The following is a 12,525-nucleotide window of genomic DNA, read 5'->3' on the forward strand; positions in this document are numbered from 1 at the left end:
CAGCCGCCCGGGCGGGGCGGGGGGAGGATGAGAGGACGGACCACACAGGCGGGCCCAGGGACCGGATTTTCGGATCCAGGCCGGCACAGTGAGTGAAGGAGGTCCGGTCATGATCGCGTCCGAGGCGTTCCGGGCCGCGCCCGGCGCTGTGGGAGTAGTTCCGTCCGAGCCCGGCGGCCTGCTGGATGTGCTGAGTGTGGCCGCGGTGGTGCTGGATGCCGAGGGGCGGATCACCTTGTGGAGCCCTCAGGCCCAGGACCTGTTCGGCTGGTCGGCGAAGGAGGCTCTGGGCAGGTACGCGGCCGAGCTGCTGGTCGCCGAGGAGTACGTCGACCTGGTCCTGGAGCTGTTTGCCAAGGTCATGGGCGGTGGCGGTGCCTGGGCCGGGGTGTTCCCGGTGCGGCACAAGGATGGCTCCACGAAGCTGGTGGAATTCCGCAACATGCGGCTGCTGGACGAGCGCGGAGGCGTGTACGCCCTGGGGATCGCCTGCGACGAGGCCGTTCTACGCGGCGTGGAGCGCGACCTGGCCCTGTCGGTGCGGCTAGTCGCACAGTCACCGCTCGGGCTGGCTGTACTGGACACCGACCTGCGCTACGTCCTGGTCAACCCGACGCTGGAGCGGATCAACGGCCTGCCCGCCGCGGGCCACCTGGGCCGGACCGTCCGCGAGGCGCTGCCGTTCCTGGACACTGACCTGATCGAAACCTCCATGCGCCAGGTCCTGGACACCGGCGTACCGCTGCTGGACCAGTTCGCCATCGGGCGCACCCCCGCCGACCCGGACCAGGAGCATGCGTGGTCGGGCTCGTATTTCCGGCTGGAGGACCCCGGCGGGCGGGTGATCGGCGTCGCCCTGTCGGTAGTGGACGTCACCGACAGTTACAGGGCGGCTGCGGCCGCCACGGAGGCGCGTAAGCGGCTGGACCTCATCGCCCGGGCGTCGGTGACCGTCGGGACCACCCTGGACCTGGAGCGCACGGCCCGCGAACTCGCGGGCCTCGTCGTTGCCGACCTGGCCGACGTCGCCTCCGTGGACGTCCTCGACTCCGTCCTGGAGGGCAGTGCGGCCACGGCGCCCGGGCCGGGGGCGGGGGCGGGGCAGACCCTCTTCATGGCCCTGGCGGTGGCGGCCTCCTACGAGACGGACGTGGTCCGTGCCGCCGACCCGGTCGGCGAACGCACCACCTATCCGGCCGAGCGCCTGGTCACACGCTGCGTGAGCACCGGGCGTCCCGTCCTGGTGCAGCACATCTCCGGCCCGGACCTGGGGCGCATCGCACGCGACCGAGCCTCCGCGGAACTCCTCGCCCAGGAGGGTGCACACTCCTACCTGGCCGTGCCACTGACAGCCCGCGGCCAGGTGCTCGGCGTCCTCGGTCTTCTCCGCACCCGCAATCCGCTCCCCTTCAACCACGACGACGTCACCCTGGCCGGCGAGCTGGCCATCCGCGCCGCCATCGCTATCGACAACGCCCGCTGGTACAAGCAGGCCGCGGACACCGCCCTGACCCTCCAGCACCACCTTCTCCCGCACCCGCCGCCCGAGGCCGTTGGCCTCCAGATCGCTTACCGCTACCAGCCGGCGTCGGTGGCCAGCGGGATCGGCGGCGACTGGTTCGACGCGATCCCCCAGGCCCAGGACAAGACCGCCCTCGTTGTCGGCGACGTCATGGGACACGGTGTCCACGCCGCCGCCACCATGGGACAACTGCGCACGGCTACTCGCACGCTTGCCGATCTCGGCCTCGACCCGGCCCGAGTCCTGCGCCACCTCGACCACATCACCGCCGAACTGGACCAGATCATCGCGACCTGCGTATACGCCACCTGGGACCCGCACCGCTCCCACTGCCGCGTCGCCCTCGCCGGCCACCCGCCTCCCGTCGTCATCCGATCAGGGCAGGACCCCGAACTCCTCGACCTCCCCTCCGGCGTGCCGCTCGGTACGGGTGGCCTCGGCGGCGCGGATTTCCAGACGACTGTCCTTGACCTGATCGCTGGCGACCGGCTGGTCCTGTACACGGATGGCCTCGTCGAAACCCGCGACGAGGCCCTTGATGACCGCCTCAACCTCCTTCTCAGCCTCCTCGCCGATGCTGGCCTCCCCCTGGAGGCGACCTGCGACCAGCTCTTGGCCGCACTGCGTCACCCTGATGCCGCCGACGACGTCGCCCTCGTCATCGCCGAGGTGCGACCCCACCCGCCCTCAGACGATGCGCGCGCAGTGACGGGTTCAACGAGATGAGCCGTGTCCGATCATGTCGGGTTGGGCTGATCAGGTGTGCAGGCGGCTGTTAGGGCCGACCTGGTCGCCGGCGCTCTCGTCGTTGAACCAGTAATCCCCGGCGGCCAGGTATCGGAAGGAATGCGTGCCCTTGCTCGGCAGCTCGACCGTGACGGCCCGCTTCCCGTCTTTGCGGAGCCGCAGGATGTGGGTACCCGGCTGCCAGTCGTTGAAGTCGCCCACCACGCTGACCGGGCCGGGCGGGGTGTCGGCGGGCAGGACGAAGGTGACCTCCGTGCGGTCCTTGCGCAGCGTGCGCTCCAGCATGAGACGGGCTCCTGACAGCAGGCGGGGTGGGGATCGTACCCATCCTCGACACTGAAGGGCCGGCTCGGCTTCCGACGCCGCCACATCGAGCACGGGCGTCACCCGTGTGCCTCGCTTCGTAGTCGACATGATGCAGACCGTCACGGTGCGTGTCAGCGTGATCCGAGAGAACTCCGTACCCCACGCATCAAGAGGAGTCGCCGTCATGGGCGGTACGCCGGACAAGCGCAAGGAGCCGGGCAAGGGCCGCGAGGCGCAGGAGCACCGTCGCCCCGGAGACCCTGCACAGCCCAAGCCGGGCAAGCCGTCCCGCGAACAGGGCCAGAAGCCGGGCGAGGAGGAGCAATCACGTCGTCGCGGGGATGACCTGCTGCGCGAAGAGGACCTGCACGATGAGACGTTCTGACCAGAGCACCACTCGTCCCAGCACGCAGAGCCCGGCCCGTCCACAGTCACCCCGGCCGGGCTCTGCACGTCGCGCCCGACGCCGACCTTGAGGCCCGCAGCTGCACACGCTGTCGACGCCACGGCAGGACTGCGCTGTCCGGAAAGCAACCAGGGAAGGGCGGATCTACCCTGGAACAGAGGCCTTGCCTCATTCCGTGAGATCGAAGGACATCATGATCGTCCTTGGCATCATCCTGCTGGTCATCGGCTACGTGGTCGGCTTCGCCATCCTGTCGACCATCGGGATCATCTTGGTCGTCGTCGGCGTCATCCTGTGGATCCTGGGATCCGTCGGACACCGGGTCGGCGGACGGCGGCACTATTGGTAGCCGCCCCTGACCTTGCACGGGAAACAGCCCGTCCCACACGGCCCGACGCTGAGGACGCTTACAAGACGGCCGTCTCGCGTCATCCTGTCGGGCCTCCGGACTGTCACACAACACTGGCCGGTGTTTCACTCACGCCTAGAAGGTCGCGTGGGCAGCCACCGGCCGGTACAAGTGCAGGGCGTCACATGGGGGCGACGCACCCCGAGACCCCACCGGCCCGTCACCACGGGCCGATCCGGGTGGGTGCGAAGGACGCGCCCACCCGGACACCGGCCATGAGTCGCTCCACCCCGCGCCTCAACCTCCTCGCCCCTCACGAGGCCGACGTCATCACCGGGCACGAGGGCCCTCGCCGATCCGTACGCGGCTCATCCAGCCCGTCGAAGGCCGAGTCTCTCCTCGTTGACCTTCTTATCCGTGGTGGCGGAGGCGCCGATCGGCTCTAGGGGGTGTTTCCCGGATCTCCGCGGCGTCGCGGGCTCTGGCACGCACGCTCGCCGCGTTGCCGGAACGTCCTGGTAGCTCCGCTACCAGGACGTTCCGGCGCCTTGCGATCGCACGCACCAGAGCCCGCTCCTTCTCCCGCGGAGATCCGGGAAACACCCCCTAGTGGTCGACGCACCGCTAACCGTCCACCGCCCGCGCCAGCGCGAAACCGCCGCCCGACATGTCGTCGCACAGCTCGCGGCAGCCTCCGAAGTGCTCGGCGAACTCGGGCTTCTCCTGCCAGCCCTTCATGGCCTCCGCGTCACTCCAGGAGGCGAAGGACACATAGTGGCCGGTGCTGCTCAGGTCGCGGATCAAGCGGGCGAAGAGGAACCCTTCGTTCGCGTCCCTGGTCCAGGTCAGGAAGGCCTCCCACCGGGCCTCGAACTCGTCTTCCCTGCCTTCGGAGACCTGCCAGGCACCGGAGGCCCAGAACTTACTTGCCTCGGACATCGCACACCACCTCGGTACGAGCCCCCACTCCAGATTAGACCCGTACCGTGTCGTCGCTTCCGGGACTAGTGACCAAGGGCAAAGCGGGGACCTTGTGAGTGAGACGGATCTTACGACCTCACCCGGACGGTCACGTAGATAGGTGCGCCTGTCGAATGTGTACCGATCACGGGCGAGTGAACGCGCGGGCCGGTGGTCGCGCTTTGCCTCGGACACACCTTGCGCCCTGGCAACGGTATGTTGATGTACGTGAAGGCCTTGGGCTCGCCGTCTACGGATGAGCCCTGCATTTTCCCTCACCGCGGAGGCCCCCGCGCGGACGCCCAACCCGACCTCGGGGTGGGCCGGTTCCCCGGCAGACGTCGAGGGACGGGGCCTCCCTCGCGTCCGGCTGCCGTCCCGGAATCGGACAGCAGACCCTTGCAGATCCAGAAGTATTCACGGCGCGGCATCACGCGCATCCTGTGGCTTAAGGCCGTCAAAGACCCTGGCAACCTTCCTACTCGGGCGGAGCTGACCGCCGGCACCGACCTGACCAACGCCATCGCGGCGATCGACGGATGGTCGCTGTCGAACCAGGCGATCGAGACCCCGGACCTGGGCTCGACGTTCGAGTCGAAGATCCCCGGCACTGATCAGGCGGACGACTCGTCCCTCGGCTTCTACGAGGACAAGGTCGCCGACGAGATCGAGCAGCTCCTGACGAAGGACTCCACCGGCTGGGTGGTGATCCTCCGCAAGGGCGACATCCCGGCTAGCCGGTCCATGGACGTCTTCCCGGTGCGGATCGGCTCCCGGTCCCCGCAGTACTCCGTCGACAACGAGGCCGCCAAGTTCACGGTCGCGTTCTCGATCACGGAGAAGCCGCTCCAGGACGCGCCCGTGCCGCCTGCCGCCCCGAAGACGCTGCCTGCTTCCTCCTGAACTCCCGGCCGGGCCTGCCGCCTCCCTGCGCCCCACCCCTTGTAGGCGTGCGCTCGACGCAGGCCCGGCCGGGCCCCTCCCCCCTTCCACCCTTGGAGACACCTCTGATGTCCGGCACCACTACGTCCCCCGCCCCGCCCGAGCCTGCTGTGGCCCGTGACGCGCACTGGGCCAGCAAGCTCGCCCGTCTCCGTGCCCGGCAGCTCCCGGAGCAGGTCCTCCAGCTGTGCGATGACTCGGCCGCGCAGAAGCGTCTCGACCAGGCGAAGCTGAACCTGGCCCGTCTGCGGATGGCTGATGCGGAGACGGGCGGTGAGCAGGCCGAACTTGAGGCGGCGCAGGCCGAGCTGGTCGCGGCGCAGGCCGCCTACGACGAGGTGTCGGATCGGCTCGTGTTCAGGGCGCTGCCGCGTCCGGTCCTCGACGGGCTGATCCGGCAGAACCCTCCGACGGAGGACCAGGCGGAGAGCGGTGACGCCTGGAATCCCGAGAGCTTCCCGCCGGCGCTGGTGGCCGCCGCGCACATCGAGCGGGACGAGGACGGCCAGGTGGTGGAGGGCCTGACCGTGGAGGACGCCCAAGACCTCCTGGACAGCTGGCCGATCGCGGAGTCCAACGCCCTGTTCGCTGCGGCCTGGCAGGCGCAGCAGATCAACCGGTCGACGGTCACGGAGCTGGGAAAAGGCTGATCGCTGACGGTCAGCTCCGGGCCGAGCTGGAGGTGTGCGACCGGTACCGGATCTCGCACTCCTTCTTCCTCGGCGCCGGAGACGGCCGCTGGTCGGAGAGCGACCGGGCGAAGGCGCTCGCCGATGAGGCGTACCGGCGCAGTGTGTGTGAGCAGTGCGGCACGCGGGGCGCCGAGTGGGACGAAGAGGCGGGCGGTGACCGGCACGCGTACGTGAGCACGACGGTCCGGTGCGTGGGCTGTGAGCTGATCGCCGCGGAGCAGCAGCAGGTACCGGACGGGCCTGACGGGTACGGCGTACGGATCGGGCTGATCCCCCGCGCTGCGGCCGAAGCGCAGGCCGGGGACCGTGCGGCCGGGAGCACTACGGTGGACTGAGTTGGACGTGCGGGCCGTTAGCGGCCCGCACGCACCGCTTGGGGGCGGTGGGGCGCACGAGTTAGGCGCGCGGGGAGTAAGGGCACCGGCCAGGTGTCGAGCTACACGCTCAGCGTGCAGATGCGCGCCGACGCGGCGCAACTGCTGTCCAGCATCCTTGGCGCCTCCGGCGCGCTGCGGTCCCTCGGCCGTGATGTCGATTCCCTCCACCGCACCCTTGGCCGTGTCGGCTCCGGCGCCGCCGGGCTGCGCGGGATCTCCACGGACGCCGATGGTGCGCGGCGTGCTCTTCGGCAGGCCGGCTCGGATGGCGACGCGTCGATGCGCCAGTTGCGGCGCGGGCTCATCGGGGCCCGCCAGGAAGCGCACCACCTGCGGAACCTGGTGGCCGGTGGCGGCATCGTCGCCGGTCTCGCGGAGATCGCCCGGGAGGGCAACGAATACCAGCGCGCCATCCAGAAGTGGGGTGCGGTCACGGGCGCCTCCGGCCAGGAGATGGTCATGGCCGCGGCCAAGGCCCGTGAGCTTGGCTCCGACCTCAAGATCCCCGGCACGTCGGCTTCGAAGGCGGCGGACGCGATGCTGGAGCTCGCGAAGGCGGGCCAGACGTCCACGTCGTCCATCGCGAACGCTCGGGCGGCGATGCAGCTCGCCGCAGCCGACAACCTGTCCGCGGCGGATGCCGCCCGATATCTCGGCGACGTCATGGACCAGTTTGGGCTCAGCTCGAACCATGCGGGCCGAGCCGCTGACGTCCTCGCGGCCGGCGCGAACGCGGCCTCCGGTGGCCTCCAGGACATCTACTACGCGATGTCGTACACGGGCCCGGTCGCCGCCCAGCTGGGGATTTCGCTGGAGGACACGGCGGCGTCCGTGGCGATGCTGGCCCGCTCCGGCATCCTCGGCTCCAAGGCAGGAACGTCCCTTCGAGGGATCTTCACGAACCTGGCCGCGCCGACGAAGCGGATGAAGGAAGGCCTCGCAGAGCTGGGCATCGAGGCATGGGATGCACAGGGCAACTTCAAGGGCCTGCGGACCGTCGTCGAAGGGTTCGAGAAGGCCCAGCACAGCCTGAGTCAGAAGGACTTCACCGCGGCCTTGTCGAAGGTCGTCGGCAAGCCCGCCCTCGCCGGTGCGATGGCCCTCGCCCACCAGGGAGTCGAGAGCTTCGACCAGATGCGGACGGCGATCGGCCGTACCGGTGCGGCCGGTGAGATCGCCGCCTCCCAGACCAAGGGCCTCGCCGGTGCCCTCAACCAGTTGAAGAGCCAGGCGAAGAACAGCGGCCACGTCCTCTACACGGCGGGTGCGCCCGCGCTGGAGGAGCTCACTCGGCTGGCGACGAAGGTCCTCGGCTCGGGCACACCGGCCGTCGCCGGGGCCCTGGACTACCTCCACGACCTCTACACCCTGGCGAGGCCATCGGCGTCGAAGGCGGCTGCGAGCGGTCTGGCCGAGGTCCGTGATGTTCTCGGCAGCCTCGGGGCCCCGGTGAAGGACCTGGCGTTCGACGCGCTCGCTTCGGCGATCAACGTGGTGGTCAACGCCGGCCGGGCCGCTCCCCCCTTTGCTGTCTCGGCGGGGCGGCCGGTGAGACGACGCATGACCTGTGCCGCAACCGGGTCTGCGGAGCCTCGTAGCACGGGGGTGATGAGGGACGGACGAGACAGCGCCGACTGGATCTGCCCGGCGACGAGTTCGTAGTGGGTGCAGCCGAGGACCACGTCGGTGACACCAGCCGGGGTTCTGCGGGAGGCGTCGGCCACGGCTTCGCCGATGGCAGACGGATCAGCGCATTGGACTGCGTCTGCGAGTCCGGGGCAAGCGATCTCCGTGACGTGCACTCCGGCTGCGTACGCGCGGATCAGAGCGTCCTGGTAGCTGCTGCCGGTCGTCGCAGGGGTGGCCCAGATCGCGACAGGTCCCCCGCTCGCGGCGGCGGTCTTGATCGCGGGGACTGTGCCGATGACGGGGATCGCCGGTTCGAGCATGGCCTTGACGGTGGGCATTGCGTGCACCGTGGCGGTGTTGCAGGCAATGACCAGGGCGTCGGGGTCGTGCGCGGCGGCAGCTAGGGCTGCTGCCAGGACTCGTTGCCGGAGGTCTGGGGTGCTTCGCGGTCCCCAGGGCATTCCGTCCGGGTCCGAGGAGAGGATCAGGTCCGCGTCAGTCCGTAAGCGCCGTATGGCCGCCGCTGCGGCGAGAAGACCGATTCCGGAGTCGATGAGCGCGATCTTCATGAGTCACCTCGGTGATTTTCCGGCGCGGTCCACGGTCGGGCCCTCGTGGACGGTTCCGGCGGGCTTCCGTCAGGTTTGCCTTCCAAGCCCGCCGAAGAAAGCAGGGATTCCGTCGTTATGGCTGTGTGACGGGGCGCCCGAGGCAGGCCAGCGGCGGAGAGTCCGGCGAAGGCTGCTGACTGCCGATCTGCGAATATCCCCAGCCCTCGTAGAGCCGCTTCACCTTGCCGTCTCCAGCCGCCGGGTTCACAAGCAGGGACACGTACTCCTCGTCGCGACCCCGGAGGAGTTCATCGTGCATGGCCTGAGCGAGCCCTTGGCCGCGCCAGGGCTTGACGACGCCGATCTCCTTGATTGCAAGGGATGAAGCCCTCGCAAATGCGACAGGTGCCGGGGTGTTCATCCGGGTCCACCAGCGGTTTCCCGGCTCTACCGTGTTGGCGTAGGCGTAGCCGATGGGTTCCCCGTTGGGCGCGTAGGCCATGACGACCTCCCAGCCAGGGTCTTCGCCGTGTCGGTCGAGCCGTTCGGTGAATGCCTCCAACCTGTAGTTCGGCAGGTGAAGGAGGTCTGCTCGTACGCTGGCGTAGACCTTGACCAGGGTCTCTCGCACTTCTCCGAGGTTGGTGTGATGCCTCAGGGTGGGGCGTTCTGTCACTTCGTGGATCCTCTCAGCGACCTGGTGTACTCGGTCCACAGACGGGCTTGCGGGCTCGTCGATGCCTTCTTACGCAGTTCAGTTCCGACGTTCGCCAGCATCTCGACGACGCGGGGATGTGATGTGGCCGCGTCCCTGGGGACCCGCATCGCGGAGGCCACCGCCGGCTCGAGGTCGCCTTGGCCCAGTTGAGCGAGAGCGAGGCGTGACGTGGTGACGGCCCGCGACCGCTGCATATGGGGGCGCAGCCCTGCCAGGCACCGGTGGGCGTGTGCCTCCGCTGCGTCGTACTGGGTCAGGGACATGTATGCGGAGAGGGCGAGGCTGTCCAGTTCGGCCTGGTCGTAGAAGGCCCGCATCCACACAGGCCGGTCGGCGTCGGGATCTGCTCGCTGCATCGCTTCTTGTGCCGTGTCGAGTGCGCGGCGAGTGGACCTGACGTCGCCCGCGGTGGCGTGGATCGCGGCGTGCCGGGCGTGCCCCAGGGAGGCGAACATCGGATCACGGCGGGTGATCGAGAGGCTGCGCGCGACGTCGTTGGCGGCTGCTGCGTCGGCGGGTCGCTTCATGTGCCGGTACATGGTGCCGGCGTGGGACCAGATGCGGAACTGGATGGCTTGGTCGCCGGACATCGCGGCGAGTTGCTGAGCTTCGCGCATGTGCTCGATGGCCTGGTTGTAGCGGCGGCCGTCGACGGCGGCCCACATGGCGGAGGAGCGGAACGCGGCGGCGCTGGCGTACAGGTATCCGCGTACGCGCTGGCTGGCTGCCCCGCTGGCCTGGAGTTGTAGGGCTTCCCCGCATAGTGCGGCGGCCTGTTGCTCGATGGTCTGCTGGCCGCCGTGGCGGTGATCGCTGGCGACGACCTCGGCGAAGCGTTGTTGAAGGCGTTCGACGTCGGAGACGCCGATGCGGCGGGGGGCCGCGTAGCTGGGGGTGGCGGCGCTGGCCACGATGGCGACGGCGCCCTGCATGAGATGGCGGCGGAGCACTGGCGGTTCCTCCTGCGCTGGTGCGGTTGCCGGAGTGCGAGTACGGCGTTCGAACCCTAAGTCGATGGCCGACTTTCCGCTGACGCGCTCCAGGGCTCTCAGTTGCACGTTGTTGGGGCAGCGGACACGCCCCGAGCGCCACGCTCGGATGTTGCTGTCGTCCAGTCCTCCGGAGCGGCCCGTGAGTTGGGCGACGGCCTGATTGACCAGCTCAGCGAGTTCACGGGAGCTCAGTCTCTGATCGTGCATCCACTCGACGAGTACGTGGTTCGGCAGCGCGCTCATCTCTCCACAGTAGGACCGCTTTCGACGCAGACCCGGGTCAAGGAATCGCCAAATCACCCTAGGGCGTGTGGAGATGGAGACACCACTTCGCCCTACTCAGGGCGTAGTGCACGGCGGTTATCTGAGTGAGCTGACGACGGACCTGCCGCCGAAAGGACCGATCATGAACAGGCCCAGGGTGCCGACCACGGTGTGTTTCGGCGATGCCCCGGCGGCGGCTCGTGTTGCACCGCTACCGGACTCCGCCTTCCGGTCCTTGGACCGGGTTCCGCTGCCTGCACAGTTCCGTGACGCGGCGGAGGCCGTCGTCTGGTGCGCGCGGCCGGCCGGGCCTGGCTCGTACCGCCCTGCGGATGCCCGCTATGTGGCGGACATCCGCCGATTCACTACGTCCCATGTGCGCCGCTGGGGCATCGAGGACGACGTGGCGTCGGCTGCCGAGCTGGTGGCGAGCGAGCTGATCACCAACGAACTCCGGCACGGCTCCAGCAGCTCGATCCGTGTGCGGCTGATCGCCGGTTGGGGCACGTTCACGCTGACGGTGACGGGTGGCGGTTCGTACGTGCCCAGGTTCGAGATGGCGGACCTCGACGACGTCAGCAGGCGAGGTCTGTTCCTGGTGGATCACCTCGCGCGTGATCATCGCGGATATTGGGGTGTCTCCGCCGACGGCAGCACCTGGTGCGTCCTGGGCTCTCCCGCTCTCCGGGAGTCCGCGTGAGTCTCCCCGCTGCCGTCTTAGCGGTGCCACCGTGCGCACCGGCCCCCGACGCAGTTGACCTTGCCGCTGCGGTCCGCCGGCTCCTGCACCAGGAGGCCAGTGGTGAAGTTGAACTCCTCTTAGGCCCCCGGACCTTCGATCTGATCGTCACGGCCCGCGGCCGTCGCTCTGATCGCGCCTTGGCGCTGATGGACAGCTGGCAGCCGGGTGGGTGCGGGCCTGTTGTCGACGATCCCGGACGCCCATTTCGGTACTGGCTCGTCCCTCCTGGCACGACGGTGCATTGGGAGAACGGCTTCAGCCGCTGCGTCGCCCGCGGCCGTGTGGTGATGCCCCCGCTGGGCCGTGTCCGGCCGCCCGGACCCTTCTGGGTAAGGCCCTGGGACCGTCATCGCCTGGTCGGTGCAGGGCTGCTCAAGGCCGCGTTCGATGCATCCGGTGCAGGTAATCCGGACCTTCCATAACCCGGCAGGCGATCCGTGCCGCTGTCCGTGGCCTCGCCGGAACCTCCGCTCTCCCTCCTCCCCCGCCCATTCCTGCCCACTCCCTTCCGGAGTGGGCCCAGCCAGAGAGGTGTTCCTGTGGAACAGACCCCGACTCCGACCTGTCCTCACTCCCCTCGGTGCCCGCGGGCTGAGGACGGTTGCCGCGGGGAGGCTCGGATCGTGGCCGCGCACCCGGAACAGGGCTGGAACTTGCTCTGCAATGGGGTCCTGGACTTCGAGGACACCGGCCAGCTGCTGCCGGACGGAACCACCGTCGCTCCGCACCGGCCGACGGGTCTGGAGAGGGTCGCAGCATGACCGGTCGAGCACGTCCCACAGCTCAGGCTCTGTTGACGGACCGCGAAGTCCAGACCGTGGCGCTTGCCGCCGAGGGCCTGAAGGTCGAGTCGATCACTCGCCGCCTCCTTGTCAGCAAGGGAGCGGTGCAGTCGAGGTTGAAGTACGCCCGGCTGAAGACCGGCTCTGCTCGAACCACTGCGCTGGTCCACAACGCGTACGCCACGGGCCAGCTGCCCAAGCCGTCCTCCGAACGGCCGGTGCCCCTGACCGAGGACCAGCTACGGGTACTCGGCTATCTCTCTGAGGGGCTGACCGTCGTCGAAATGCAGGTTCAGGTCCGATGGCCCGAGTGGCGGCTGCGCGACGCGTACGCCGACCTGCTCGCAGTCCTCAGCGCCACCGACAAGCCGGCGTACGCCATCAAGCGCGCCTGGGCCATGGGCCACCTCAGCCCAGACGAAGAGACCAGCTAGGCCAGCTACAGCGTCCCGGCGCGGGTAAGCGGCCCGCTCAGCCTTCCACCGCGTACACGGGCACGGCATCGGGCCGGGACGCCTCCGATCGGAGCAGCACCCCAATCACGAG

Annotated in this window: 14 protein-coding genes and 1 pseudogene; 10 read left to right on the plus strand and 5 right to left on the minus strand. The window is 69.1% G+C overall.

The window, feature by feature from the left end; translation table 11 throughout:
- Nucleotides 1–109: 109 nt before the first annotated feature.
- A complete protein-coding gene (locus ACODT5_RS07605) occupies nt 110–2,248 on the plus strand; it encodes a SpoIIE family protein phosphatase (RefSeq protein WP_422518411.1) in 2,139 nt (712 codons plus the stop codon).
- A 30-nt stretch (nt 2,249–2,278) separates the two neighbouring features.
- On the opposite strand, the gene ACODT5_RS07610 is transcribed toward ACODT5_RS07605, so the two are convergent.
- The gene (locus ACODT5_RS07610) at nt 2,279–2,554 is read right to left on the minus strand and encodes an isoamylase early set domain-containing protein (protein ID WP_422518412.1); all 276 of its coding nucleotides are present in this window, start codon (nt 2,552–2,554) and stop codon (nt 2,279–2,281) included.
- A 205-nt stretch (nt 2,555–2,759) separates the two neighbouring features.
- On the opposite strand from ACODT5_RS07610, the gene ACODT5_RS07615 reads away from it, so the two are divergent.
- On the plus strand, nt 2,760–2,960 hold the full coding sequence (locus tag ACODT5_RS07615; RefSeq protein ID WP_422518413.1) for a hypothetical protein: 201 nt from the start codon (nt 2,760–2,762) through the stop codon (nt 2,958–2,960).
- A 214-nt stretch (nt 2,961–3,174) separates the two neighbouring features.
- On the plus strand, nt 3,175–3,330 hold the full coding sequence (locus tag ACODT5_RS07620; protein WP_422519587.1) for a DUF6131 family protein: 156 nt from the start codon (nt 3,175–3,177) through the stop codon (nt 3,328–3,330).
- Nucleotides 3,331–3,954: 624 nt separating this feature from the next.
- Here ACODT5_RS07620 and ACODT5_RS07625 read toward each other — a convergent pair.
- Nucleotides 3,955–4,269: an antibiotic biosynthesis monooxygenase family protein gene (locus ACODT5_RS07625; protein WP_422518414.1), complete on the minus strand. Its 315-nt coding sequence runs from the start codon at nt 4,267–4,269 to the stop codon at nt 3,955–3,957.
- A gap of 420 nt (nt 4,270–4,689) precedes the next feature.
- On the opposite strand from ACODT5_RS07625, the gene ACODT5_RS07630 reads away from it, so the two are divergent.
- The 4 genes and pseudogenes from ACODT5_RS07630 to ACODT5_RS07645 all read left to right on the plus strand — a co-directional run.
- Complete coding sequence (locus tag ACODT5_RS07630) at nt 4,690–5,193, plus strand: phage tail tube protein (protein ID WP_422518415.1); 504 nt, start codon at nt 4,690–4,692, stop codon at nt 5,191–5,193.
- Nucleotides 5,194–5,300: 107 nt separating this feature from the next.
- On the plus strand, nt 5,301–5,882 hold the full coding sequence (locus ACODT5_RS07635; protein ID WP_422518416.1) for an efflux RND transporter periplasmic adaptor subunit: 582 nt from the start codon (nt 5,301–5,303) through the stop codon (nt 5,880–5,882).
- A gap of 32 nt (nt 5,883–5,914) precedes the next feature.
- The gene (locus ACODT5_RS07640; RefSeq protein ID WP_422518417.1) at nt 5,915–6,259 is read left to right on the plus strand and encodes a hypothetical protein; all 345 of its coding nucleotides are present in this window, start codon (nt 5,915–5,917) and stop codon (nt 6,257–6,259) included.
- A gap of 321 nt (nt 6,260–6,580) precedes the next feature.
- A pseudogene (locus ACODT5_RS07645) lies at nt 6,581–7,603 on the plus strand (phage tail tape measure protein); the annotation flags it as partial.
- A gap of 59 nt (nt 7,604–7,662) precedes the next feature.
- On the opposite strand, the gene ACODT5_RS07650 reads toward ACODT5_RS07645, so the two are convergent.
- The 3 genes from ACODT5_RS07650 to ACODT5_RS07660 form a co-directional block, all read right to left on the minus strand.
- Nucleotides 7,663–8,499 carry a glutamate racemase gene (locus tag ACODT5_RS07650; RefSeq protein WP_422518418.1) on the minus strand — a complete coding sequence of 279 codons (837 nt, stop codon included), beginning with the start codon at nt 8,497–8,499 and terminating at the stop codon, nt 7,663–7,665.
- Between the two features lie 115 nt (nt 8,500–8,614).
- Nucleotides 8,615–9,112 (minus strand): N-acetyltransferase, encoded by a 498-nt coding sequence (locus ACODT5_RS07655; protein WP_422518419.1) that lies wholly within the window; start codon nt 9,110–9,112, stop codon nt 8,615–8,617.
- Between the two features lie 41 nt (nt 9,113–9,153).
- On the minus strand, nt 9,154–10,434 hold the full coding sequence (locus ACODT5_RS07660) for an NsdA family TPR-like regulatory protein (protein WP_422518420.1): 1,281 nt from the start codon (nt 10,432–10,434) through the stop codon (nt 9,154–9,156).
- 73 nt (nt 10,435–10,507) lie between these two features.
- Here ACODT5_RS07660 and ACODT5_RS07665 point away from each other — a divergent pair, with 73 nt between their 5' ends.
- The 3 genes from ACODT5_RS07665 to ACODT5_RS07675 all read left to right on the plus strand — a co-directional run bounded on the left by ACODT5_RS07665 (nt 10,508) and on the right by ACODT5_RS07675 (nt 12,413).
- Nucleotides 10,508–11,155: an ATP-binding protein gene (locus tag ACODT5_RS07665; RefSeq protein WP_422519588.1), complete on the plus strand. Its 648-nt coding sequence runs from the start codon at nt 10,508–10,510 to the stop codon at nt 11,153–11,155.
- A 581-nt stretch (nt 11,156–11,736) separates the two neighbouring features.
- Complete coding sequence (locus ACODT5_RS07670; RefSeq protein WP_422518421.1) at nt 11,737–11,958, plus strand: DUF5999 family protein; 222 nt, start codon at nt 11,737–11,739, stop codon at nt 11,956–11,958.
- On the plus strand, nt 11,955–12,413 hold the full coding sequence (locus tag ACODT5_RS07675; protein WP_422518422.1) for a helix-turn-helix domain-containing protein: 459 nt from the start codon (nt 11,955–11,957) through the stop codon (nt 12,411–12,413). Before ACODT5_RS07670 ends, ACODT5_RS07675 begins: the two co-directional genes overlap by 4 nt.
- Nucleotides 12,414–12,525 lie beyond the last annotated feature (112 nt).

Source organism: Streptomyces tatrensis, assembly GCF_049310065.1.
Classification (GTDB): Bacteria; Actinomycetota; Actinomycetes; order Streptomycetales; family Streptomycetaceae; genus Streptomyces.